27 protein-coding genes and 3 tRNA genes are annotated in these 25,045 nt (G+C 39.2%); 16 read left to right on the top strand and 14 right to left on the bottom strand.

Annotation, left to right across the window (positions count from 1 at the left end; translation table 11 throughout):
* The first annotated feature begins 253 nt into the window (after positions 1 to 253).
* Together lpxB and L1283_RS25250 are read left to right on the top strand one after the other, a co-directional pair.
* Complete coding sequence (lpxB, locus tag L1283_RS25255) at positions 254 to 1,369, top strand: lipid-A-disaccharide synthase (protein WP_429626588.1); 1,116 nt, start codon at positions 254 to 256, stop codon at positions 1,367 to 1,369.
* A gap of 57 nt (positions 1,370 to 1,426) precedes the next feature.
* Entirely contained in the window at positions 1,427 to 2,062 is a 636-nt protein-coding gene (locus tag L1283_RS25250) for a hypothetical protein (RefSeq protein WP_429626587.1), read from the top strand.
* 64 nt (positions 2,063 to 2,126) lie between these two features.
* On the opposite strand, the gene L1283_RS25245 is transcribed toward L1283_RS25250, so the two are convergent.
* Genes L1283_RS25245 through L1283_RS25235 form a run of 3 tightly spaced genes read right to left on the bottom strand, consistent with a single transcriptional unit; the run spans position 2,127 to position 5,202 of the window.
* Positions 2,127 to 3,206: a DUF3810 domain-containing protein gene (locus L1283_RS25245; protein ID WP_429626586.1), complete on the bottom strand. Its 1,080-nt coding sequence runs from the start codon at positions 3,204 to 3,206 to the stop codon at positions 2,127 to 2,129.
* Between the two features lie 21 nt (positions 3,207 to 3,227).
* Positions 3,228 to 4,286 carry a nucleoid-associated protein gene (locus L1283_RS25240; RefSeq protein WP_153848845.1) on the bottom strand — a complete coding sequence of 353 codons (1,059 nt, stop codon included), beginning with the start codon at positions 4,284 to 4,286 and terminating at the stop codon, positions 3,228 to 3,230.
* Positions 4,287 to 4,296: 10 nt separating this feature from the next.
* Positions 4,297 to 5,202 (bottom strand): histone deacetylase family protein, encoded by a 906-nt coding sequence (locus L1283_RS25235; protein WP_244294511.1) that lies wholly within the window; start codon positions 5,200 to 5,202, stop codon positions 4,297 to 4,299.
* 159 nt (positions 5,203 to 5,361) lie between these two features.
* Between L1283_RS25235 and L1283_RS25230 the strand changes: the two genes are divergently transcribed.
* The 3 genes from L1283_RS25230 to L1283_RS25220 are packed head-to-tail and all read left to right on the top strand — an operon-like array spanning position 5,362 to position 8,089.
* Positions 5,362 to 6,003, top strand: coding sequence for a YceH family protein (locus L1283_RS25230; RefSeq protein ID WP_145328650.1), 642 nt, complete (start codon positions 5,362 to 5,364; stop codon positions 6,001 to 6,003).
* Between the two features lie 6 nt (positions 6,004 to 6,009).
* Entirely contained in the window at positions 6,010 to 7,200 is a 1,191-nt protein-coding gene (locus L1283_RS25225; protein WP_429626585.1) for an MFS transporter, read from the top strand.
* Between the two features lies 1 nt (position 7,201).
* The gene (locus tag L1283_RS25220; RefSeq protein ID WP_088162227.1) at positions 7,202 to 8,089 is read left to right on the top strand and encodes a DUF72 domain-containing protein; all 888 of its coding nucleotides are present in this window, start codon (positions 7,202 to 7,204) and stop codon (positions 8,087 to 8,089) included.
* A gap of 113 nt (positions 8,090 to 8,202) precedes the next feature.
* Here L1283_RS25220 and eno read toward each other — a convergent pair whose 3' ends face one another.
* From eno to L1283_RS25175, 9 genes are all read right to left on the bottom strand, one after another.
* Complete coding sequence (eno, locus tag L1283_RS25215) at positions 8,203 to 9,498, bottom strand: phosphopyruvate hydratase (RefSeq protein WP_046675452.1); 1,296 nt, start codon at positions 9,496 to 9,498, stop codon at positions 8,203 to 8,205.
* Positions 9,499 to 9,709: 211 nt separating this feature from the next.
* Positions 9,710 to 10,810: a glutamine-hydrolyzing carbamoyl-phosphate synthase small subunit gene (gene carA / locus L1283_RS25210; protein ID WP_429626584.1), complete on the bottom strand. Its 1,101-nt coding sequence runs from the start codon at positions 10,808 to 10,810 to the stop codon at positions 9,710 to 9,712.
* A gap of 226 nt (positions 10,811 to 11,036) precedes the next feature.
* A complete protein-coding gene (locus tag L1283_RS25205; protein WP_120332611.1) occupies positions 11,037 to 11,348 on the bottom strand; it encodes a DUF2752 domain-containing protein in 312 nt (103 codons plus the stop codon).
* Positions 11,348 to 11,542 (bottom strand): TM2 domain-containing protein, encoded by a 195-nt coding sequence (locus tag L1283_RS25200; protein ID WP_429626583.1) that lies wholly within the window; start codon positions 11,540 to 11,542, stop codon positions 11,348 to 11,350. The genes L1283_RS25205 and L1283_RS25200 overlap by 1 nt, the downstream gene beginning before the upstream one ends.
* A 328-nt stretch (positions 11,543 to 11,870) precedes the next feature.
* Positions 11,871 to 12,869 carry a GTPase ObgE gene (gene obgE, locus L1283_RS25195; RefSeq protein ID WP_429626582.1) on the bottom strand — a complete coding sequence of 333 codons (999 nt, stop codon included), beginning with the start codon at positions 12,867 to 12,869 and terminating at the stop codon, positions 11,871 to 11,873.
* 36 nt (positions 12,870 to 12,905) lie between these two features.
* The gene (locus L1283_RS25190; protein WP_046675448.1) at positions 12,906 to 13,475 is read right to left on the bottom strand and encodes an adenylate kinase; all 570 of its coding nucleotides are present in this window, start codon (positions 13,473 to 13,475) and stop codon (positions 12,906 to 12,908) included.
* 74 nt (positions 13,476 to 13,549) lie between these two features.
* Positions 13,550 to 13,623, bottom strand: a tRNA-Arg gene (locus L1283_RS25185).
* 172 nt (positions 13,624 to 13,795) lie between these two features.
* A tRNA-Arg gene (locus L1283_RS25180) sits at positions 13,796 to 13,869 on the bottom strand.
* Between the two features lie 29 nt (positions 13,870 to 13,898).
* A tRNA-Arg gene (locus L1283_RS25175) sits at positions 13,899 to 13,972 on the bottom strand.
* Between the two features lie 187 nt (positions 13,973 to 14,159).
* Here L1283_RS25175 and L1283_RS25170 point away from each other — a divergent pair.
* Positions 14,160 to 14,993: an alpha/beta fold hydrolase gene (locus tag L1283_RS25170; RefSeq protein WP_429626581.1), complete on the top strand. Its 834-nt coding sequence runs from the start codon at positions 14,160 to 14,162 to the stop codon at positions 14,991 to 14,993.
* Between the two features lie 104 nt (positions 14,994 to 15,097).
* On the opposite strand, the gene L1283_RS25165 is transcribed toward L1283_RS25170, so the two are convergent.
* Positions 15,098 to 15,433: a DUF3276 family protein gene (locus L1283_RS25165; protein ID WP_075993406.1), complete on the bottom strand. Its 336-nt coding sequence runs from the start codon at positions 15,431 to 15,433 to the stop codon at positions 15,098 to 15,100.
* A 266-nt stretch (positions 15,434 to 15,699) separates the two neighbouring features.
* Between L1283_RS25165 and L1283_RS25160 the strand changes: the two genes are divergently transcribed.
* The 6 genes from L1283_RS25160 (at position 15,700) to L1283_RS25135 (ending at position 21,109) form a co-directional block, all read left to right on the top strand.
* Positions 15,700 to 16,581 (top strand): LiaF transmembrane domain-containing protein, encoded by an 882-nt coding sequence (locus tag L1283_RS25160; RefSeq protein ID WP_120332609.1) that lies wholly within the window; start codon positions 15,700 to 15,702, stop codon positions 16,579 to 16,581.
* 3 nt (positions 16,582 to 16,584) lie between these two features.
* On the top strand, positions 16,585 to 17,631 hold the full coding sequence (locus L1283_RS25155; protein WP_429626580.1) for a sensor histidine kinase: 1,047 nt from the start codon (positions 16,585 to 16,587) through the stop codon (positions 17,629 to 17,631).
* Positions 17,624 to 18,364: a LytR/AlgR family response regulator transcription factor gene (locus L1283_RS25150; RefSeq protein ID WP_115050661.1), complete on the top strand. Its 741-nt coding sequence runs from the start codon at positions 17,624 to 17,626 to the stop codon at positions 18,362 to 18,364. The genes L1283_RS25155 and L1283_RS25150 overlap by 8 nt, the downstream gene beginning before the upstream one ends.
* Before the next feature lie 31 nt (positions 18,365 to 18,395).
* Positions 18,396 to 19,826: a serine hydrolase domain-containing protein gene (locus L1283_RS25145; protein WP_286734900.1), complete on the top strand. Its 1,431-nt coding sequence runs from the start codon at positions 18,396 to 18,398 to the stop codon at positions 19,824 to 19,826.
* A gap of 153 nt (positions 19,827 to 19,979) precedes the next feature.
* Entirely contained in the window at positions 19,980 to 20,954 is a 975-nt protein-coding gene (locus L1283_RS25140) for a 2-hydroxyacid dehydrogenase (protein ID WP_429626579.1), read from the top strand.
* The gene (locus tag L1283_RS25135; RefSeq protein WP_167450500.1) at positions 20,951 to 21,109 is read left to right on the top strand and encodes a hypothetical protein; all 159 of its coding nucleotides are present in this window, start codon (positions 20,951 to 20,953) and stop codon (positions 21,107 to 21,109) included. Before L1283_RS25140 ends, L1283_RS25135 begins: the two co-directional genes overlap by 4 nt.
* Here the strand turns inward: L1283_RS25135 and L1283_RS25130 are convergent.
* Entirely contained in the window at positions 21,106 to 21,963 is an 858-nt protein-coding gene (locus L1283_RS25130; RefSeq protein WP_286851821.1) for a mechanosensitive ion channel family protein, read from the bottom strand. The two genes, L1283_RS25135 and L1283_RS25130, sit on opposite strands and share 4 nt — an antisense overlap.
* A gap of 143 nt (positions 21,964 to 22,106) precedes the next feature.
* Between L1283_RS25130 and L1283_RS25125 the strand changes: the two genes are divergently transcribed.
* From L1283_RS25125 to L1283_RS25110, 4 genes are all read left to right on the top strand, one after another.
* Positions 22,107 to 22,973, top strand: a complete 867-nt coding sequence (locus tag L1283_RS25125; RefSeq protein WP_120332603.1) for a helix-turn-helix domain-containing protein — start codon at positions 22,107 to 22,109, stop codon at positions 22,971 to 22,973.
* 2 nt (positions 22,974 to 22,975) lie between these two features.
* Positions 22,976 to 23,401, top strand: a complete 426-nt coding sequence (locus L1283_RS25120) for a DUF983 domain-containing protein (protein ID WP_046675442.1) — start codon at positions 22,976 to 22,978, stop codon at positions 23,399 to 23,401.
* Positions 23,402 to 23,427: 26 nt separating this feature from the next.
* On the top strand, positions 23,428 to 24,606 hold the full coding sequence (locus tag L1283_RS25115) for a cysteine desulfurase family protein (protein ID WP_429626578.1): 1,179 nt from the start codon (positions 23,428 to 23,430) through the stop codon (positions 24,604 to 24,606).
* Positions 24,607 to 24,687: 81 nt separating this feature from the next.
* Complete coding sequence (locus L1283_RS25110; RefSeq protein WP_046675441.1) at positions 24,688 to 25,014, top strand: HesB/IscA family protein; 327 nt, start codon at positions 24,688 to 24,690, stop codon at positions 25,012 to 25,014.
* The last annotated feature ends 31 nt before the right edge of the window (positions 25,015 to 25,045 follow it).

The raw sequence follows: 25,045 nt of genomic DNA, 5'->3' as shown, positions 1-25,045 counted from the left end.
ATGCCAGCCTTACGGCTGACCAAACTCGAAGAGGAAAATCGCAAAACCCAATGCGCAAGGGGACTGTATTATAGTTAATTTATAGAGGAAAGATATGGAATAATATGTTCAAAGTCATCATATACCTAGAATAATCTTATCTTTAACAGTTCAAAAAACGATCATTTCAATGAAGTACTCATCGTTAAGACGAAACGCAGTTTTAACGATAAAAGATATTCCAAATGATCATTAAAGAATAAATCGTTGACATATGAAATACTATCTTATTGCAGGTGAAACTTCAGGGGACTTACATGGTGCCAATCTTATTAAAGCATTAAAAATTGAAGACCCCAATGCGACTTTCCAAATAGTCGGGGGAAATCTAATGCAAGCAGAGGCCGAAAAAAAAGCATTGATACATACTTCAGAAATGGCTTTTATGGGCTTTATAGAAGTTTTAAAAAATCTGCCAAAGATATCTAGGAATCTCAAACTTGTTAAAAATGATCTATTAAAAGAAAAACCGGACACCGTCATTCTAATAGATTTCCCGGGCTTCAATTTGAAAATTGCTGATTTTGCAAAAAAACATGGAATCAAAACATGCTATTATATTTCCCCTAAAGTGTGGGCCTGGAATCAAGGTCGCGTAAAGAAAATCAAACGGATTGTCGACCATATGTTTTGTATTTTGCCTTTTGAGGTAGATTTTTATAAAAAGTGGCGCATGCCCGTTGATTACGTTGGAAACCCACTTTTGGATGCGATTTCAACCTATAATTTCAATCCCCAATTTAGAGCACAAAATGGACTTTCAGAAAAACCACTGATCGCCCTTTTACCGGGAAGCCGCGAAATGGAAATTTCCAAGCTTCTCCCTATCATGGCCGAACTTCCGTTTTTCTTTCCTGTTCATCAATTTGTCATCGCCGGTGCTCCTAATTTTGATGAAGCCTACTACAAGCAGTTTTTTAAAGGTATTGATATTCCCGTGATCTTCGATCAAACTTACGATATTCTCCATAACGCAGAAGCCGCAGTCGTTACAAGTGGGACGGCTACTCTTGAAACAGGTATTCTGAAAGTACCTCAGGTTGTCGTTTATAAGGCTAACCCAATATCTGTATGGATAGCCAAATTAGTCATCAAGGTTAAATTTATCTCTCTAGTGAATCTAATTAATAATTTCTTATCAGTGAGGGAATTGATTCAAGAAGACTGCACGGCATATGATATTTCATATGAAGTAGGCGAACTTATCAATAATAAAGCTCATCGCGCCAGTGTGATGGAAAACTACGATATTTTGGCTGAGAAACTAGGTTCTCCTGGGGCATCAGAGAAAACTGCCAAATTAATTGTAAAATATCTCGCTAAAATTTAAACTCTTTTACCTTTTATTTGTCAAACTACTAGTTAGTTATAATTAATTAAAAGTTTTATGAAATTTAAATTTATTCTAGGCTTTTTTCTTTGCTTTGCAATGACCTTCACTGGGAAAGCACAAGAAACACAACATATTTCTAAACTGGAAATTGGCAAAAAGGCAAAAAAAAACATCGATAATAGAGACTCAACTGTCGTCATGCACATCGATACTTTAATCATGAAAGACAATGCGACCCTTTCGTTCTATGGCAAGAAAAATGTCAAGCTAACGATTGGTTACGCTGAAATTGGAAATAAGGCAACCATCTATGGAACCGATGGAAAGAATAACGGTGCAAACTTTGACATCAATGCTAATTTTCAAAAATTAGGTTCCCTCTATATCATTGCAAAAGGAGATGACGCTTTTAATGGCACCAAAACTTTTCCCAATGGGAACGGAGGAAAAATTAAAGTCACTTTAACAAATGGCAGTCTCAAACCGCAAACAACAAACAAAAAAGCGGCGAACTATATCTATGGAGACGTAGCTGCAGGTGGACGGGCTGTCAATGCAAACACAGACTTGAGAAACATCTATGATCGGATTAAAACTGCTCCCACCGGATTGAGAGGGTTGCCTCAAGGACAAATTTATTCTGGCAGCGCCGGAACTGAAGGTACATTTGAACTAATTTCAACACAATAACGAAATTCTTACCCCATAAAAAAGGCGTATTATTCTCTAATACGCCTTTTTTATGGGTTCATTATTATCTACACCCTCTTCTTTTAAGCTCATAGGCCAATACCAACCGCGTCATACGGTCGTACCGTGCTATTCCTTCCTGTTGATTGTTATGTTTCAGGTATTGATTATAAAACAATCCCATCACATCGTCGACCCAGCCCGTGTATTGACTCCAAAAATACCGTTCTTTTTCCACGTCTTTCAATACTTTCGCGCTTAATCTTCCCTTGTAATCTTTTCCTAAATCAGGATACATACTCTGCAGTTCACGTAACATATAAAGCGTGGTCTGTAGATAAGCCGAGTATCGGTAAAAGGACTGTGGATGTTGCTGTAAGCGAACAAAAGCTATAAAATTCGCCTCGTCTTCAAAACCAATTCCCTGTTGATGTGCAAGTTCATGCACTGTAGTAAAAGGTAAAAAGGTGACTGGCATTGCTTTATTAACCTGTGCTTCATGAGTAAATGGATTAAAATAGCCCGAGACACCAAAAAAAGAGACTATCCTGCTATTTATGGGTGATTTTGCCCTAATGTGACCCCTTGACAAGAATTCAGCAAAAGCCGTATCCTGTTGTACCCATGTACTCAAATCTGTTTGAATAGCTTCTTTATGCTCTTCCCATTGGGATGGATCTACATGCTCCCGCAAGTTATTAGTACTATCCAGAAACCCATTCAAAACCACGAGATAATCGGCTAACTTTAAGCTATCAACTTGCAAATTGGCATTGGTACTGATTGGTTCACGATAATAGTTCAGGCCCCAAGATAGGTAAAAGAAAAAATAGAGACCCAATAACAAATTTATGATAAGTAGAACCGGACGAAAGGAATTCTTCCATCTTCCTTTCCATAAATTTCCGATCAATTTAGCAATTGAATAAAGTAACGATCCAACGACTATAGCATAAAATAGATCACCTAAACTAAAAGGAACATAACCAAAAATAAATCTTGGCACATGGCTATAGAAACGGTAAAAGCCGCGCGCATAAAACACCTCAATCCATTGGCTATGTTTCTCAATCAGAGAGAAAATAAAAATTCCAATCAGAAGTAACAGCAGCGTGAAAACAGCTATTTTATTGCGCTTTTCCATTCAAATAATGATATAAAACGATTAGCTTTCGTTCTCAAAATAGACCTTGTAATAATTCATGCCTTTATCCTCATCGTAACCTTTCTCAAGATATTCACGTTTACCATGAACATAGATATGAAAATTCTTATCCAGCTTTAAAACAGACTTGTAAGAAGATTCCATTTTTTTTACCGCTTTATCTGCTATTTCAAAACTTGCCTGAAATGGAGAGTCAAATTCATCTTCAAAACCTGCTTTAAAGTCCTGAAATAAAGCAATCGCCTGCGGGTTGCCCAAGACTTCCTCCTCAAACTCTTCCTGGACAAAAGTTTCCTTTTCCTTAAAGTAATTCATGGATTTGTTCATCAGATCAATCTTGTCCGCTTTCTCCAATTCAAACGTTTCGTCTAATTTTTCCTGAACAAAGTTCTTATACACTTTCAGGTAATTCCCCGTTTGATTGAAATTATCGTTACGCACGCGAAGCTGCAGAAACTCATCTTTCCAATATACAGCCTCCTGTTGACGGTTTGTCTGATCGAGAACCAGCACCTTATACCCCTCTTCTTCTTCCACATTGACAATAATACAGCCCTTGTCCAGTTTATTGATATTGATCGCCTCCTGCTCATATTCCAACATAAAAGCACCTTGCTCCGGATATACTTTCAGATAAGTCTCTTTATTCTCAGATTTGAAAATACCAATCGCATCATGTTCTTCCCCTTCGATCTGCACATTTTTTAAGGCAACTACATAGACCTCTCCAGCCTTAATTTTAGGATGGTTGGATACCTCATAAAGGTGTTTTGAAATTTGTTGGGAAAAATCATGAAATGGAAGCTGCTCCTTAAAATACTGTCTTGCAAAATAGAAAATCTCATTCAGCTCCAACTCTCCATTGGGATGATATAAACGATACACTTCATTCACCTTTGCAAAAGGGCTCATAAAATACTGCATCAGGAGTCCAGGTAACACTTCATCTCCTTCAAGAGATACCGGGGCATCCGACAAAATATAAAATTCATCTTGCGCTTTATTGCCTACACGATGAATAGATAACGCTTCAAAAGTTGCATCTTGGTGAAAAAACATATTTCTTATCTTATAAATTATATATATCTATTGCTATTCTAAAAGTCTGACAATGTGCATTGACAATATCTTTAATTTCTGGAGAATAACCTCCGCCCATACTTACTTGAACAGGGATATTGTGTTTATGGCACATTTGAAAGACCAATTCATCTCTTCGATGACAGGTACTGCTGCTTAAGTTCAATTTACCCAGCTTATCTGTTTCCAAAATATCGACCCCTGCTTGGTAGAAAACGAAATCAGGCTCAAATTCCCGAAATACACCAACCAAACTTTCTTCCAATAAAGTGAGGTATTCCATATCCGTAATATGATCTGCTAAGCCAATATCCAAATGGGAACGCTGTTTGACAAAGGGATAGTTTTTCTCACCATGCATTGAAAAGGTAAACACCTGGTTATGCCCCTCAAAAATATGGGCGGTACCATTTCCTTGGTGCACATCCAGGTCAATGATGAGGATACGGCTAGCATATTTATACTTCAACAAGTAGCCGGCGGCAGTCGCTTGATCATTCATCAGACAGAAGCCTTCACCAAAATCATAACCGGCATGATGTGTCCCCCCTGCAATGGTAAAAGCAACACCATACTCACGTGCATATTTAGCACTACGGATCGTCCCATCTAGGATATATCGCTCCCGATCAACAAGGCTTTGACTTAATGGAAAACCTATTCTACGGACCATCTTGGAATCCAAAGTAAGCTCAAACAACTGCTTTACATACACTGGATCATGGACCAAACAGCATGTCTCAAAACTCGCAAGCTCAGGACTGAAAAAACTTGACTCATCTGCCAGACCTTCATGTTTTAACTGTAAAGGAATCAACTCGTATTTCAGCATCGGAAATCGATGCCCCTCTTTGACGGGGTGGACAAATTCTTGACGAAAAGCTATCTTAAGCACCTTAAAAACTTCTATTACTCATGCGAAGATAAGAAAAAGATCTTTTGGAGTTATATGAGAAAAAGGGCATCTTTGAGAAGAAACAAAACAGCAAGCCAATGTTATGTTGCCATAACAGCATGCTTGCATTCAATCATAAATTTATATTCTTCAAAATAAATGGAAACAACTAATTTGCCCCAATTGTCTGCCATGGAACAACGTGTACTAGGCTCACTAATCGAAAAATCAAAAGTAACTCCAGAATATTATCCGATGACAATCAACAGCTTACAAGCTGCTTGTAACCAAAAAACTTCCCGCAAACCGGTTGTACAATATACAGAAGAAGATATTATTGCGACATTGGATATATTAAAGAAAAAGGGCTTAATCTCGACAGTTGTTGGCGGTGGATCTCGCGTAACAAAGTACAAACACAATTTTGCCATACAATTTCCACTGGTTCCCTCTGAATTAACCATTGTCTGTTTATTGCTACTCAGAGGACCGCTGACCGCCGGCGAAATTAATTCAAACTCCGGAAGACTTTATGAATTTGAGTCGTTGGGCGAAATCAATGAACAATTGGAAAAATTGGCACAAGAAGGCTATCTTAAGTCCTTACCTAAACAAATGGGACATAAAGAAGTCCGCTACATCCATTTATTAGGAGAAATCAATCTGGAGGCCTATGAAAATAGTGGTCCGGTGAGCGGCTCCTCGAATGACCAGATCTTACTCGATCGAATTGGACAATTGGAACAGGAAGTTGCAACATTGAAACAGCAATTTCAGGATCTCTGGGATGAATTACATTAATTGCTCATGTCGCAAACAATAGACTCCAAAAACGAAATATCCAAAGCAACCTTGTGGTTGATGACCATCGCCACAGGCTTAGTTGTCGCCAATAATTATTACAATCAACCATTATTGGGCTTGATTGCCAAAGACCTACATATTGACGAGGCTACGGTCAGTAATTCGGCCATGTTAACGCAGATCGGATATGCCTTTGGCCTGTTATTGATCGTTCCTTTAGGGGATATGTTTAAAAGAAAAAAAATGATCTTGATCGATTTCTTTTTCATTATTTTTTCTTTGGTAGGTATGGCCATGTCCACTTCTATCCTATCCATATTGCTATTCAGCTTTTTGATAGGTTTCACATCTGTTATTCCACAGGTTTTTGTGCCCATGGCAGCCGAACTTGCGAGCAAAGAAAAGCAGGCTTCAGCGATTGGTATGGTTATGTCGGGTCTGCTGATCGGTATATTACTCTCTAGAGTTGTAAGCGGGTTTGTCGGCTCCTACTTTGGCTGGCGCGAAATGTATTGGATAGCGTCAGCAATTATGGTCATTACAGCCATCACCATCGCATTGAAGCTACCAGAGGTACTGCCTAATTTTAAAGGTTCTTATAAGGAATTGATGCGATCAGTCTGGAACTTTGCCAGGAAACAACCTGTATTACAGTTGGCGGCTTTTCGTGGAGCCATGGGATTTGGGGCTTTTTCTGCATTTTTTACAACGCTTGTTTTCCATCTTGAAGCCCCACCTTTCTTTGATGGCCCGGCAACTGCTGGAGCCTTTGGCCTCGTCGGTGCATGTGGGGCGCTTGCCGCTGCTTTTGTCAATAAACTAACTATTTATATAGGCAAAGCAAAAATCATCTTGTACGCGATCCTATTGATGTTACTCAGCTGGTTATTATTCGCCCTCTTCGGCAATTACTATTGGGGCCTGATCCTTGGTGTTATTCTCATCGATCTTGGCCTACAGTCGATGCATATCCTAAATCAAAGCGATTTCTATGCGCTAAACCTCGGTGCCAACAACCGACTAAATACCGTATATATGGTCAGCTATTTTATTGGCGGATCAACAGGCACTTTTTTTGCTGCACAAGCATGGCAACACTTCCAATGGCCCGGTGTTATTTTCGTAGGCACATGTTATACGCTGTTGGCATTGTTGGCTCATCTATTATTTGATTATAAATTAAGAAAAAACTGATATGAAATTCGGCCAAGTAGAACATCCCGAGGAAATCGATTTTACCCTTCCTCCTACTACACCAGAAACCTTAACCTTATTACAGCACTTCAAAATAGACAAGCCTTTTGAGGTATATGTAGGCTGTGCAAAATGGAATAAACAAGATTTAAAAGGCTTTTATCCCAGAGGTACAAAAGACGAACTTGCTTATTACTCCACACAGTTTAACAGCATTGAACTCAATGCTACATTCTACAATTCACCTGGCATAGACCAGGTAGAGACCTGGAAAAAGAAAACACCTGCTAACTTCAAGTTCTTCCCAAAAATACCACAGTCCATCAGCCATTTCAGCAGACTACTGAATACCGGTGATAAAGTAAAATTATTTACGGACTCCATTGTTCATTTCGATGAAAAACTGGGAATGGCTTTTCTTCAGATGCACGACAATTATAATCCAAAGGACATGGCCCGTTTAAAACTATTTCTTCATGACTGGCCAAAAGAAGTCCCGCTAGCGTTGGAAGTCCGAAATAAAGATTGGTTTTCCAAACCCGAAGTAACAAAAGAACTCTATGCACTGTTGGAGGAAACCAATGTGACCAATGTACTGGTCGATACTGCAGGCCGGAGAGATATGCTTCATATGCGCCTGACCACCCCGATTGCTTTTGTTCGATATGTAGGTGCAAATCATGCAACAGACTATGATCGACTGGATCAATGGATTGATGTTCTGAAACTATGGCGGGAAAACGGGTTGCAAAAATTGTATTTCTTTATCCACCAGAATATTGAGGTGGAATCACCGTTACTGGCGACACATTTTATCAAAAAACTGAATACAACATTCGACTTGGATCTAACCTATCCCAACAAAAACACAGGAAATACCTTATTTTAAGACAAGTTATCAGATCGGGTCCATGATGCACCAATAGAAAAATATATTTTGCCCCAAAAAAAAGCCGAAGTAGAAGATACTTCGGCTTTTTTTATTAAAAATCAAACTTTAGCTTATTTTTTAGCGTATTTAAAGTTTTTACCGATGAAACGGGCATTACCACCCAATTCTTCTTCGATACGCAACAATTGATTGTATTTAGCCATACGGTCAGAACGTGAAGCAGAACCAGTTTTGATCTGTCCACAGTTCAATGCTACAGCTAAGTCAGCGATAGTCGCATCTTCAGTTTCGCCCGAACGGTGTGACATCACAGAAGTATAACCAGAATTTTGAGCTAAAGTAACCGCATTGATTGTTTCAGTCAATGAACCGATTTGATTTACTTTCACTAAAATTGAATTTGCTGTATGTGTATCAATTCCTTGTTGAAGACGTTTTGTATTTGTAACAAAAAGATCATCACCTACTAATTGAACATGGTCACCGATTTTGTCAGTCAATGTTTTCCATCCAGCCCAATCATCTTCAGCCATACCATCTTCGATAGAAATAATAGGGTATTTAGCTGTTAATTCAGCCAAATAGCTTGCTTGTTCTTCACTAGAACGTACAGCACCTTTATCACCCTCAAACTTCGTATAATCGTATTTACCGTCTTTGTAGAACTCAGAAGAAGCACAATCCAACGCTAAACAAACATCTTGACCTGGTTTGTAACCAGCGATTTCAATCGCTTTCAAAACTGTTTCGATAGCATCCTCAGTACCTTCAAAAGTTGGCGCAAAACCACCTTCATCACCTACTGCAGTTGAAAGACCTCTGTCATGTAAGATTTTTTTCAAGGTATGGAAAACCTCAGTACCCCAACGCAAAGCTTCAGAGAATGAAGGCGCACCCACAGGCATGATCATAAATTCCTGAAATGCGATAGGTGCATCAGAGTGTGAACCACCATTGATGATATTCATCATAGGGATAGGCAACGTGTTCGCATTTACACCACCGATATAACGGTATAATGGTTGACGCGACTCTTGTGCAGCAGCTTTCGCTACAGCTAAAGAAACTCCTAAAATAGCATTTGCGCCCAGGTTTCCTTTATTTTCGCTACCGTCTAAATCAATCATGATTTTATCGATGGCATTTTGCTCGAAAACATCTACACCTTCTAGTGCTTTTGCAATTTTAGTGTTTACATTCTCTACAGCTTTCAAAACACCTTTTCCTAGATATTTTGATTTGTCACCATCACGCAATTCTACTGCTTCGTGAATACCAGTTGAAGCACCTGAAGGAACAGCTGCACGACCAACAAAACCATTTTGTGTAGTAACATCTACCTCAATTGTAGGGTTACCGCGCGAATCCAAAATTTGACGCGCATGAACATCGATAATTAAACTCATCTCTTTATTAGACTATAATTTATTTTCATTACTTAGTGTAGATAAGACACACTCTTGTCTACAGACATTTTTCACAATCAAATATAATAAAAAATGTATTTATTCCCCTATTTATTATGAATTAAATATGCCCCATCGGCATAACTGTTCAAATAAATACAATAAAAAACCCTTCAAGATCTGAAGGGTTTTTTATATAATATTGTACAATTTAGTTTTTGATCATCGCTACAAAATCATCAAACAAATAGCGCGAGTCATGTGGACCCGGTGATGATTCTGGGTGATATTGCACCGAAAATGCTTTCTGTCCTTTGATACGGATACCTTCAATAGACTGATCGTTCAAATTAACGTGTGTAATTTCGACGTTCTCAGAATTTTGGATATCTTCAGCCACAACCCCAAAACCGTGGTTCTGCGAAGTGATTTCACAACGGTTGGCGATAATATTCTTCACCGGGTGATTGATACCACGGTGTCCGTTATGCAATTTGCTTGTGCGGATACCATTTGCCAATGCTAAAATCTGGTGACCTAAACAAATACCAAACATCGGTTTATTTGCATTCAAAATAGCTTTTACCGTATCGATTGCATAATCCATCGGTGCTGGATCGCCAGGACCATTGGAAATGAAATAACCATCCGGATTCCATTTCTCCATTTCCTCAAATGTTGTTTTCGCAGGAAAAACCTTTGTATATACATCACGAGCCTCAAAATTACGCAAGATATTTTTCTTAATGCCTAAGTCCAAAACCGCTACACGTAACGAAGCATTTTCATTACCGAAGAAATAAGGCTCAGCTGTTGTTACTTTTGAAGACAGCTCAAGTCCATCCATTGAAGGAACTTCAGCCAATTGACGCTTTAATTCCTCAACATCCAATGTTTCTGAAGAAATAATCGCATTCATCGCACCTTTATCACGGATATGTCGCACCAATAAACGGGTATCCACATCAGAAATACCAACTAAATTACCCTCTTCAAAGTAGCTTTGGATAGATTCATCAGCCATTTTACGGCTATAGTTGATGTTGTAGTTCTTACAAACTAGTCCCGCAATCTGAATTTGATTTGATTCGGTATCATCCTCATCAATACCATAGTTACCAATATGAGCATTGGTGGTTACCATGATTTGTCCAAAATAAGATGGATCTGTGAAAATCTCTTGATAACCAGTTGTTCCTGTGTTGAAACAGATTTCCCCAGTAGTCGTACCAATTTTACCAGCGGCTTTACCGTGATAAACTGTACCATCTTCTAAAACTAAAATTGCAGGCAATTTGCTGTAGTTGGTCATTATCGATGTAATATTATAAAATGTGTATCCTTACTTTTATGAATTTTAAAGCGTTCTTGATTGGATATAAAAAAAGCCCTCAAATGGGCTAAATATCAATTAACAATGCATCATCACGATTGACAAACCGTTTCCTAAGGCACCTACCAATAAAGACTCTACTTTAATTTTCACGGGAGACAAAGTTACGACATATCACTTAAAAGTGAAAACATTTTTTGTTTTTTTATTCTTCAACTAATTCTTTCTTCCAAAACGTTGCAAAGTCTCTCAAAATCAGACCTGTCAATAGCGGAACAAGCATATAAATCAATGGATTCTCTAGCCAGGCTTCTCGAAACTTCAAGCGCAACAAAGCAATCAAAGCGGTAGTAAGACCACATCCCGGACAATCATAACCACTTGCAGCCTTCCAAAGGCAAGGAACAAGAATATGGATATCCGTGAAAAGATATAAGCCTATAGCAATCCCGAAATACCCCAATACCAACGAATAGATCCAATGATATTTAAGGTATTTCAGCAGGATATAAATCATTAATTATTGTTTATAGGACTCTTAATGTAATTGCCATCTGCATCCTTATATTTTCCGACAAGAATCATAATCAAATCGATCAGATACCAGATACCACAACCGCCCAAGGTAAGCAGCTGAATAACGGCAGTACCAATTTGCCCCAAAAAAAACCGATGTGCTCCAAAAGGGCCTAGAAAAAAGCAAAATAACAATGCCGGCAGCCATCTGTCATCCTGAAACGTGTTATTTTGTTGCTGAAAGGGTTGGTTGGCGTAAAATATAGGCTGTCTTACGCCAAACCTCGGCCTTGATATTGATCAACTTGCCGCATTCTACGCAATACTTTTCGTCTGCTGTTTTCATTTAGATTTAATTTGGTAATGGGGCTAAAAACCAGCCTTCCATCCGGGATAAAATAATAGCATGAAATTAACAAAAAAACTTATAAAATGTTCTTTTTTTAGCAACATATAGCATTTAATAGAAACAGCAAAGGCGCTTCACGGTGTGGAGCGCCTTTGCTGTTTATGTATTCAACTTTTAAGAGTTGATTGCTTTCCAGATCATATCTTTCAATGGCAATATATTTTTACCTGTCACCGAAGAAATGAAAATATAGGGTACATCTTCCGGTAGCTCCTGCTCCATTTCCTTCTCCAGCTCCTCATCGAGCATATCAGACTTGGTAATAGCCAGCAATTTGGGTTTATCTGCCAATTCTGGATTATACGCAGTCAGTTCATTCAATAAGATTTCGTACTCCTCACGGATCGTCCGATCGGTATCGGCAGGCACCATAAACAGCAAAACAGAATTTCGTTCAATATGCCGCAAGAAACGATACCCTAATCCCTTTCCTTCTGAAGCGCCTTCGATAATACCCGGAATATCGGCCATAACAAAGGAACGGTTATCCCGGTAGCTCACCATACCCAAATTAGGCACCAGTGTTGTAAAGGGGTAATTTGCGATTTCTGGTTTCGCAGCAGAGACGACTGACAACAACGTTGATTTACCAGCATTCGGGAATCCAACCAGTCCAACATCAGCAAGAACTTTCAATTCGAGAATCATCCACTGCTCTTTACCAGGAAGACCAGGTTGCGAAAACCGCGGTGTCTGCTGCGTAGGGGATTTAAAATGCCAATTGCCCAAACCACCTTTCCCCCCCGGAACCAATACCCTGGTTTCACCGTCTTCTGTGATATCGAACAGCACCTCTCCCGTCTCTGCATCCTTCGCAATCGTACCCAATGGCACTTCCAAGATCTCATCACGTCCAGTTGCCCCAGTACGCAAAGAACTGCCGCCAGACTCACCGTTTGACGCAATAATATGCTTACGATATTTTAAATGGAGTAACGTCCAGAGATTAGTCGTTCCTTTCAGTATAATATGCCCTCCACGACCGCCGTCACCACCATCGGGTCCACCGGTAGCTGTGTGCTTGTCACGGTGCAAATGAGCCGAACCTGCCCCACCATGTCCAGAACGACAACACACTTTCACATAATCAACAAAATTCGAACCTTGCGCCATTACAATTTATTACAGTCTAAAAAGTACTTATCTTAATTAATAATTATCGATGATATCTGTTAAACTTTTAAAGATAGAATCGATATCACCGATACCATTCACTTTAGAAAGTTTACCTTGTGCCTCATAATACGGCAACACATGAATCGTCTTTGTGAAATATTCATCAATACGCTTCACCAATTTATCAGCATCATCATCCGCACGACCAGAAATTTCCTTACGTTTAGCGATGCGTGCTTTCAATTCATCCTCATTCACATCCAGTGCGATTACTACTGAGATTGACGTATTGATACCTTCTAAAAAAGCATCCAACGCCTCAGCTTGCGCAACAGTACGAGGAAATCCATCAAAAATAAATCCTTTTGCATCCGGATTTTTCTTTACTTCCTCTTCCAGCATTGCTATCGTAATCGAATCTGGCACTAAATTTCCCTCAGCAATAATCTGGCTCACTTGTTGACCAAGTGGCGTTTGACCTTTAATATGTGCTCTAAAAATATCACCAGTTGAAACATGAACCAATTGATATTTTTCAATAAGCTTTGCAGATTGGGTTCCCTTACCTGCACCCGGAGGGCCAAATATTACAAGGTTTAGCATAGTTTTATTTAAGAAATTAAAACGAGTTAAAAAATAAAAGCCTAATCACAGATGATGACTAGGCTTTTCAGTTGTGCGCTCCAAGGGAGTCGAACCCCTAACCTTCTGATCCGTAGTCAGATGCTCTATCCAATTGAGCTAGGAGCGCAATAAACCATTACGTTTAGAACTCTGTCCCATGTGTTTTGGTGACGCAAATATAGTCAGAATTCGTTTTTTTACAAATTTTTTTTCAAAAAGAAGTTCCCTCCTTCCATCGACTGCCCTGCAATAATGCTTCTAAAAACAAAAAGCCAATCAAATTGACTGGCTTTTATCTGTGCACTCCAAGGGAGTCGAACCCCTAACCTTCTGATCCGTAGTCAGACGCTCTATCCAATTGAGCTAGGAATGCCTCTTTTAACAATACAAAAACTGTATTTGTGCGCACCAAGGGAGTCGAACCCCTAACCTTCTGATTCGTAGTCAGATGCTCTATCCAATTGAGCTAGGAGCGCTAGGCAACCAAAACAAATCCGTTATCCTTTTCCGTTTTGGTGATGCAAATATCGTTATATTTATCGATTTAACAAACATTTTTTCTCTTTTTTAAACTTTATACAACAACATTTCTTTTATCTCGTTGATAATATTATATTTAAAATATCAACTTTTTTTTTCAGACACGGACAAATGTTAGCATTCATGAGCAAAAGAGAATTAAAACTCAGTAAAATTCGCATCGGAGATATCAGCATCTCCTACTATATTCGCCCAAGCAAATTATACCCCTCTCCGAAAACAGTCATTTTCATCCATGGTTTTCCCTTCAACAAAAACACCTGGAAACAACAACTCCTACAACTCGACGAAGATTTTACAGGCATCGCCATTGATGTTCGAGGACATGGCCTAAGTACCAATGGACATGGCTTTTTCTCCGTCGATGTTTTTGCCAAAGATCTTGTGGAGTTTATTCGTAAACTCGACCTCAATCATGTCATCCTTTGTGGAATCTCTATGGGTGGCTACATCGCCCTCAGGACGTATGAATTGATCGGACAACAGCTCAAAGGACTTATCCTCTGCGACACGAATTCCCTTTCCGACGACAACAAAGGCAAACAAAAGCGTTTTGATTCCATTCAGGCTTTATTAAAATATGGCAGAAGACCATTTGCCATTGGCTTTATCGCAAACGTGTTTCACGATAAAACAATCCGTGAAAACCCCGAAGCTGTTGAACTCATCAAAAGCTGTATTCGCAGAAATGAAGTCGCCAGCATTTGCGCGACACAACTCGCTCTTGCTTCGCGAACAGATACAACCCATTCGTTGAAGACAATTATTATTCCAACACTGATCATAAAAGGTAAACACGACAAGTTGATGAGCGAAGAGCAAACAAATATCCTGATCGAAAATATACCCGACGTCCGCTATATGGAGTTTGAAGAATCCGGGCACCTGCCGAATCTCGAGGAACCCGAAAAATTCAATGCCGTGCTAAATGATTTCCTGCGAAATATACCGTTATAACCATCACCTTGGTTGTCAAGTACAGCATCGGATATAAAACAATAAAAAAAGCCACAACAGTGGCTTTTATTTCTTTTTTTCATTAAGATTTCGTTGTACGGATACTAGAACGAAAAATCATCTTTTGACCGAACATCCGCTTCCTCAGCGTATGCATCGTCAAAGTTAGGCTCATAACGTTTCTCGATTACTTCCTGATTGGACTTGATGTAATTAACCACATCAGTCAAACCATCAGCGAATTTCTCAAAATCTTCTTTATATAAGAAAATCTTATGCTTAATAAACTGGCCATCCTCAAAGCGCTTCTTGCTTTCTGTGATAGTAATGTAGTAATCGTTCGATCGAGTTGCTTTTACATCAAAAAAATAAGTACGCTTACCTGCTCTCACCTTTTTTGAAAAAACTTCTTCACGTTCTTTGTTTTCAAAATCTCCCATTGGTTGTTATTTAAGTTTAAAGTAATCTTAATCTTTGATAAATATATAATAATTCATTTTAATACACCAAATAATATTAAAAAAAAAGACAATTACGCGTAAAAATGGCAGTTCACTTCTATTTATAGCCGAGATAAAAAATAAACAACAAGATTTTTTACCGACGAAATCATTACATTTACCGAAAATATAAGTTGTATTACCTAAAGCAAATATGTAGAATATATTTGTGCCTCTATCTTTGAGTCATAAATAGTAAAAACATTATGGAAAAAGAACCCATCATACCAAACAGCAATAATAGCCGCAATATTGTAGGAGCGATTGTGATCATCGTAGGTATATTCTTATTATTGAATAACCTAAATTTAGGAAGCTGGTTTCCGGATTGGTTATTTGGCTGGCAAACGATATTAATCATCATTGGATTGGTCATTGGTATAAATTCCCAATTTCAGAAAAAATCGGCCATTATCCTATTGATCATAGGCGGAGCAAGCCTTATTTCAAGAATGATGCGCACAGACTTTGGCTCTGTAACCGTCCCGATCATCATCATTTCTCTCGGGATTTACTTTATCATGAGCAAAAGGAAACCTCCGATGGTTCCCCCAACTTACCCTAATCCGCCGCAAGGCTCTTACGACTGGGATAAGCGAGTCAACGTACCTACGGAAGGCGTTACTGACAGCGGTGTTACTGACCAGGAATCCAGACCATTTAACGAACAATACGGTTCAAGCCAACAAGCCTTGCCTAATCAGCAGGCTTTTGGCGACAAAGATAAAGATTCCTTTCACCAGTCATTTGAGGACAACCTCAATCTGAATACCATCTTTGCAGGCCAAAAGAAAGTAATCTATTCCAAACATTTTAGAGGGGGCAATATGACCAATGTATTTGGAAGTGTAGAGCTGGATCTAACAAAAGCTGATATTCAGCAGCCTATTGTGATCGATACATTCCAATTGTTCGGCAGCGCACGTATTATTATACCTCCGCATTGGACGGTATTTAGCAACGTCGCCTCAATCTTGGGCTCTGTCGATGACCGCCGGTTCCAAACGATTTATAACCCCGATACAGATAAAAAAATCTATATAACAGGCACCTGTATTTTAGGTAATTTAACCATAAAAAATGCTTAATAGATGAAAAGTAAGCTGTTCCTAAGTGTTAAAAGTCGATTAATTGGCATTATCTGTATATCCGTATTTATCGGATATCTTGCATTACAATACCTATTGATGCTTCGTTCTGGTTTTGACCAACAACTCGCATTCAAAGATTCATTTATAAACAGCATTGTGATGATGTTTTGCTGTTATGGCATGTCATCAGCACTTAATTTCTACACCCCACAACCCCGGGAGATTTGGAAGGTACTCATCATCGGTTTAATCATGGGCGCAATAAGCATCGCATTAAGCCGATTCTTGATGAGTTACTTTATCCAATCGACCTTTACCCCTTTGCTGGATTTAACATTACCCTATCGGGGTATCGTTAACTTCCTCATTTTGACTTCTGTTGCCATTATCAACATCGTTTGGAATATTCAGGAAGACAACATCAACAATATCAAGCGGAAACAGGAATCCGAAAATTTACTTCGGGAGGCCGAACTGTATAATCTAAGACAACAGTTACAGCCGCATTTCCTATTCAATAGCCTCAACTCCATTATAGCACTTATTGGTGCCAATCCGGATGAAGCCCGAAACATGACATTTCAGTTATCGGACTTTTTAAGAGGAACATTAAGAAAAGAAAACAATCAAATTATCACACTTGAAGAAGAGCTCGATCACCTTCAACTTTATCTCGATATTGAAAAAGTTCGTTTCGGTCATCGACTAAATACATCCATCTCTTCCTCAGAAGAAATTTTCAACAATAGATTACCAGCCATGATTATTCAGCCACTGGTAGAAAATGCAATTAAACACGGCTTATATAATGTAACTGATCAAGTAGAAATTAAAATAAAATGCCATTCGAATGATGGTCAGCTGCTGATTCAGATTACCAACCCCTTCGACACCGAAGAACAGTCAAAACCGAAAAAAGGCACTGGATTTGGGCTTTCGAGCATTCAGCGCAGATTATATCTCCTGTATGGAAGAAATGATCTACTGGAAACTCAAATTCAGGACAACATATTTATCAGCACCCTAAAAGTACCTCAATATGATTAAAGTCGTTATTATCGATGATGAACCCCTTGCACGCTCCATTATCGCGGGTTACCTAAAAAATGAAGCCGATATATCCATCATGGCAGAATGCGGTGATGGCTTTGAAGCTGTTAAGGCTATCCATGCGCACGAACCGGATTTAATTTTTCTGGACGTACAAATGCCCAAATTAACTGGATTTGAAATGCTTGAACTCGTTGACGATCCTCCTGCGGTCATCTTTACAACCGCTTTTGACGAATACGCCTTGAAAGCTTTCGAAAAGAACGCCTTGGATTACCTATTAAAACCAGTATCACCAACACGTTTCAAAAAAGCTTTGGAAAAATTCAGGGCAAGCTACTCCGCACCAGAGAAAAAAGTCCAACCCAACTACGAAGTACTAACAGCACAAGACGAAACAAAAATCGACCGTATCGTTGTAAAAACAGGTACGCAGATTAAGATTATTCCGATTGATACCGTCAAATATCTGGAGTCTTACGATGACTATGTTAAAATTCATACCAAAGATGGCATGTACCTAAAAAATAAAACAATGGCATTTTTTGAAAAGTCTTTGGATCCGAATCAATTTGTCCGCATACACCGGTCTTTTATCATTAAGGTAGATCAGTTGGCCAAATTGGAACCTTATGAAAAGGATTCTTATATTGCTGCACTGACATCGGGAGAAAAGCTCAATATCAGTAAATCAGGCTATGCACGATTAAAACAATTGATTGGAATTTAAACATTCCGTAGATTTGTGCCCATCAATAGTTATGAAACATTTTATTACAATAGTATTGCTGGGCATCACATCTTACTCCTTTGCCCAAACGAATCCTGAGGAACAGATCAACAGAGGAGTTTACAATAGGCTGGAATTTTTTATCAATTCCCAGATGACAGACTCCGCCTATAATTTGGCCAGTGATTCTTTCAAACAACAATTTAGCCTAGCCAAATTCACCCAAGTACTACAGGAGCTCTATCCCTTAGGAAGAGTAAAAAGCTCAACGATAAAAGAATTTGAAAAAGGGCTTGCAACTTATCAGATGGACTTCGACAGCAGATCGTATGAGGTTCTTTTTGCGACGGACACAAGCTTAAAATTCAGCACATTAAAGTTCACTCCTTTGGCAATAAAGCCTCAAGTGGAAAAAACTATTGTGGTACCCGCCACACAGAAATCAGTCGATAACGACGATCTTTTTGTCGATTCGGTTGCAAATGCTTATTTAAAACAACAAAATACACAATCACTTGCCATTGGTATTCTAAAAAATGGACAAACCAAAACCTATTTCTATGGTGAGACGGCCAAAGGCAACCAAACTCCGCCTACAAAAACGTCTGTTTATGAGATCGGTTCACTGAGCAAAGTTTTTACCGCTATACTTTTGTCAAATCTTGTCGAAGAAGGAACGATAACGTTAGATCAGCCTATCGCGCTATTTCTTCCTGATACACTCAAGAAAAATGGAGAACTTTCGAAAATAACGTTTCAAATGCTGGCCAATCATACTTCTGGCTTACCTAGACTTCCTGACAATCTTGACAAAGTCAAAGGATTTAACGAAAACGACCCCTACAAAACATACGACAAAAAAGCACTTTATAATTACCTCGCAAGCTTTAAAAACAAAAAAAATCCAGGTGAAGAATACGAGTACAGCAACCTTGGTTACGCCGTATTAGGAGACATTATCTGCAGTATCTATAAAAAAAGTTATGATCAGCTTGTAAAAGACATCATCTGTAAACCACTTGAAATGAGTAATACCTTTCAAGTATTAGACCCTAAGAGAAAAGATACTTTTAAAGTATATAATAAAGAAGGCCAGGAAGTGATTCCTTGGTCATTTGACGCTTTCGGTCCAGCTGGCGGATTAAAATCGACACTCGAGGATCTGCTTAAATTTGCGAATGCGCAATTCAAAATGCCGCAGACTCCCTTGGAAAATGCGATGGCAAATACCCGGTTATTTACATTTTTTCTCCCCCCAGACACAGACCTGGGGCTCGCATGGCATATGAATTTGATTGACGACCTAACGGTTTATTGGCACAATGGCGGAACAGCAGGAAGCAGCTCCTATCTAGCCTTATCGCCCGACAAAAAAAGTGGCGTAGTCATCTTGTCCAATTCAGCCATCTCTGCCGATGACAAGGGTAAAGCTATCTTGGATTATTTACTCCGTAAAAAGTAAAGTTCAAAATATCAGGAATAATGAGCCATATTGAAACAACAATATGGCTTTTTTTGTTGTAATAGCGATGAGTGATCATTAATTTTGAAGATAGGATAAAACAAATGGATTCGGATGAATCAACCAACAACAAGCTAAACAGCATCTATTTACATGAAGATATTTATCACTAAAAAAATTCCACAAAAAGGCATAGATCTATTAAAATCTGCTGGGCACGACATTTCTATACACGATTCAAGCAGCCCCCTATCCGAACTAGAGCTTATCAAAGCCAGCCAACAGGCCGATTACGTCCTTAACGGTGGGATGCAAAAGTTTGATGCTAATTTTTTCCAAAACTGCCCCAACCTAAAAGCCCTATCTCTCATGAGCGTCGGCTATGACAATGTGGATATCTCAGCCGCTACACAGCATGGAATACCCGTAAGCAATACACCGGGCATCCTTTCGGGAGCAACAGCAGACGTTGCTTTCCTCTTGATGCTATCGGTATCGCGGAAAGCATTTTTCAACCACAAAAGAATTTTGCAGGGCGAATGGAAAGGTTTTGATCCCACGGCGAACCTAGGCATCGAGCTCAACAACAAAACACTGGGCATCTATGGACTGGGACGAATTGGCTTTGAATTCGCCAGAAAAGCCAAAGCAGCATATAACATGGAAATTATCTATTACAATCGGAGTCGTAATGAGGAAGCAGAACAAATTCTTGGCGCACGATATGTTAATTTCGACGATCTGCTCACGCGGAGCGATGTACTTTCAATCCATGCAGCTTTGACTGCGGAGACTAAAAACCGGTTTGACAAAAATACATTTACGCGCATGAAAAACTCCGCTATATTGGTTAATACTGCCAGGGGCGGATTGGTCAATGAACTAGATCTAACAGAAGCCCTACAGACTGGCCAATTATGGGGCGCCGGGCTTGATGTAACAGACCCGGAGCCGATGGATCCAAAAAACCCACTTTTAACGATGGAAAATGTTTGTATCCTGCCACACATCGGCTCTGCCACCGTAGAAACAAGGGATAATATGGCACTTATGGCCGCCAGCAACTTACTGGCAGCAATCAAAGGCGAAAAAATGCCACAAATTATCAATAAAGAAGTATATCAATGAAACGAAGGTTTTTTCAGCTTTTAAATAGCTTAAATAAAGCCATCTTACCAAAATACGGTAAGATGGATCCGTTAAAATTAAAAAAGTACCAGCAGGCTATCATTGCCTACAGGTACTTTGTCCTTATACATGCATTGGAAACGGACCAGGACTAAGTTTTTGCAGTTCCTTGGTCACTTGAATTTGAAACAATGCTAATCTGCGTCGGATTGGAAGATAAACTAATATCGTTCCTTTCCAGCTCCAACATAATCTTTTCCTGCATCGAGTTTCGCGCAGCGACATAGTGCTCTCTTTTCGTCCAGGCACGAACGGTCAAAACCATGGCACTGTCCCCCAATTCTTTGATGAAAACAGTTGGCTCCGGACTTGTCAACACATTCTCATTCGAACGGAGAACCCTTAATATGATATCTTTCGCTTCTTTCACATTTTTATCATAAGAGATACTGATGGTATATTCAAACATCCGTTGCACAATTTTCGTATAATTTTTGATAACCGAGTTGGCCAAAGGACCATTAGGGCTAAAAACACGTACACCGTCATCACCTATTAAAGTGGAATACAAGATATCAATCCTTTCTACCGTACCTGCAGTACCATTTGCACTCGATATGGAATCCCCTACTTCAAATGGTCTAAACATCAAAATCAGCACTCCACCAGCAAAATTACTCAAACTTCCCTGCAGCGCCATACCAACAGCCAATCCAAAAGCAGACAATGCTGCGATAAACGAGGTTGTCTGAATCCCAATCTGGCTGGCGACTGTAAGAAGTAGCATCACCCACATGACAATCTTGACGATGCTAGAGATAAAAGCCCGAATAGAAGGATCTACATTCTTCTTTTCGAAACGTTTATGTAATAAGCGATCCACAAAATTGATCACATATTTCCCAAGAATCAATAGGATAATCCCCCCAATAATCCCCGGAATAGACTCAATGACAATGTCTGTCAAACGCCCAAATCTCGTTTCTAGGCTATTCAAATTACTTTCCATTTATTAATATATTTTAAAATTTTAGACACAAGGATTGTTCCAACATATCAGCCAAAGCATCAAAATGTAAAAATCATTGAAAAACACCACAAAAGACCAAATAAACACCACTATTAAAAGAATATTTGGCGTAATTTTGCTATATGAATAGAAAAAACACCATTCCTATTATTGATAGTTGTAGCATTGATCTCAATAACAAAACAACGATTCATATTGATGATCTAAAAGAATATATCATCAAGCATCAGGATATGGTGTTTCCTCACAAACATAATTTTTTTCATTTTGTACTATTCACTAAGGGATCAGGAGAACACATTATCGATTTCAATCATTACAACATTGAACCTTATCAAATCTATTTTATGGTACCGGGTCAAGTTCATACCTGGAATTTTACGGGTGATGAAGAGGGCTATGTTGTCAATTTTTCCATTGATTACTTTCAGTCTTTTCTCTTACGAACCGATTACCTGGAACGCTTCAGCTTCTTACAGGGTAAAATTGAGCAGTTGATTTTTGTTATTGCTGAACAATTTCGCAAGCAGTCTATCCACATTCTTGAACAAATTTCTACCGCAAAAGCGGCAGGACAGCCGGAAGACTATATCCGTACACTTCTGCTCCAATTTATATTGTTTATCTCAATTTCTACAGAAAAGGATCATCAAGAGCACAGTACGCCATATAATCACAAAATATTCAATAGTTTTCAGCAATTGGTTGAACAGCAATTCAAGTCTACCAAATTGCCCAGTGTGTACGCAGATCAATTATTTATTACACCCAATCATCTGAATGCGATCTGCAAATCCTACATCGGACAATCAGCAGGTGAAATTATACGAAACCGGATTGTACTCGAAGCGAAGCGACTATTGGTCAATCGAAACTTAAATATCAATGAGATTGCAGATGAGCTGCAATTCAATGACAACTCATACTTTACTAAATTTTTCAAAAAATCCGCTGGGCTCACACCAGAAGAGTTCAGAAAACAACTATAACTATGGAAGAGGTTAAATACGAATTATCTGAATTTAAAGCCGCATGGCAAGCAAAATGTCCAAGATGCAGAATCGGCCATGTATACCAAGGGCCTGCATACGGTCTGAAAGTACAAAAAATGAATAGCCATTGCGAATACTGTGGACTTCGTTACGAACGTGAGCCAGGTTATTTTTATGGTGCCATGTATGTTACCTATGCTTTCTCCATCGCCGAAATGGTTACTGCCTGTATGGCAACCTATATCCTAACAGGCAATGATTCTTCTTTTATACTCTATGCAACAGTTGCGATCATGAGCGTTGTTTTAATGTCGCCATTCAACTACCGCTATTCCCGTATCATACTGATGTATTGGTTAACACCAGGCTTACGATATGATCCGAATGTCAAAAAAAAGGAAGTTGATGTGAAGGCTTCAGCATAACCTTCATTATCCTTATCTTTATCCTGATGAAGGATATCATTTATTTGGACAACAACGCTACAACTCGCATTTTGGATGAAGTATGGAATACCATGACTCCCTATTTCATCCAAAATTATGCGAACGCATCGAGTGTCTATCACCAAATGGGACGCGAAGCCAATGCTGCCATCCAACTTGCTAGAGGACAAATAGCTGAAGTGCTGAATTGCTCACCGAAAGAACTATTTTTCAATTCAGGTGCAACAGAAAGTATTAATACCGTAATCTGTGGCATATTTGACAAATACCAATCCAAGGGTAATCACATTATCACCGTTTCAACAGAACACAAGGCTGTCCTAAGCTGCTGTGAACAATTGACGAAAAAAGGAGCTCAGATCACCTATCTCCCTGTCGATGCACAAGGAATGATCAATATAGACGATTTGAAAAATGCGATGACTGCACAGACCATACTCGTTTGCATCATGGCCGCAAATAACGAGACAGGGGTATGTGCATCGCTGGCACAAATTGCTACGATTTGTACAGAGAAAGATATCTTGTTCTTCTGTGATGCAACCCAGGCTGTTGGAAAAATCGACATTGATCTACAAAAAATCCCTATCGACCTCTTATGTCTGAGTGCACATAAACTTCATGGCCCAAAGGGAATCGGCGCATTATACATTCGTCGAAAATCAAAACCGATTCAGATTAGCCCATTAATTATGGGGGGTGGTCAGGAAAGCGGATTTAGAGGCGGAACATACAACGTGCCAGCTATCGTCGGCTTTGGAAAAGCCATGTCTCTGATCAAACCAGCAGTTTATAATTCGGTCGAACGAAACCGCAATCTATTGGAAGAAATTTTAAGTGAGATTCCTGAAATCATCATTCATGGAAAAAATGCACCCCGCCTACCAAACACCAGTTACATTAGTTTTAAACATATACTGGCCAGCGAAATAATGACTACCTGTCCCACATTAGCCCTTTCCTCGGGCTCGGCCTGTGTGACCGGATCCAGAGAACCTTCCCATGTTTTAATGGCTATGGGTATCTCCAAAGAAGATGCATTATCGGCCATTCGCTTTAGCTTAAGCATATTTACGACTCAAGAGGAAATTATTCAATGTGCCCAATTGATCACAGCAGCGGTTCACAAAATCCGCGATCAATCCCCTATCTGGCAACTTTTCAAAGCTGGCCTGATCGATTAATTTATGACATTCTAAAAACTTTATAGGAGACGAAATATAACAAGATTGTATGTATCTTTGTGTCATACAAAGGATATTACTATGATTACAGTTACTGACAAAGCAAAAACTCGTATCGAGGAAATCATGAAGGATGAGCAATATGACAGCAATTACTTTGTGCGTGTTGCTGTGGAAAGTGGCGGTTGTTCGGGCTTGAGTTATAAGCTGAACTTCGATAACGAAGAAAAAAAAGGTGATCAATTTTTCGAAGATAAAGGCGTGAAAGTCTGTTTGGATATAAAATCATTTTTATATCTAGCAGGTACAGAATTGGATTATTCCGATGGTTTGAATGGAAAGGGGTTTGAATTCCACAACCCGAATGCGAGCCGGACCTGTGCGTGTGGCGAAAGCTTCTCCGTTTAATCAATCAATCGATCCACCATAAACAAAAGAG

Origin of the sequence: Sphingobacterium sp. HSC-15S19 (assembly GCF_050433745.1) — a bacterium.
GTDB lineage: Bacteria > Bacteroidota > Bacteroidia > Sphingobacteriales > Sphingobacteriaceae > Sphingobacterium > Sphingobacterium siyangense.
The sequence above is the reverse complement of the archived record's forward strand: the minus strand, read 5'-3'. Positions and strand labels throughout refer to the sequence as shown.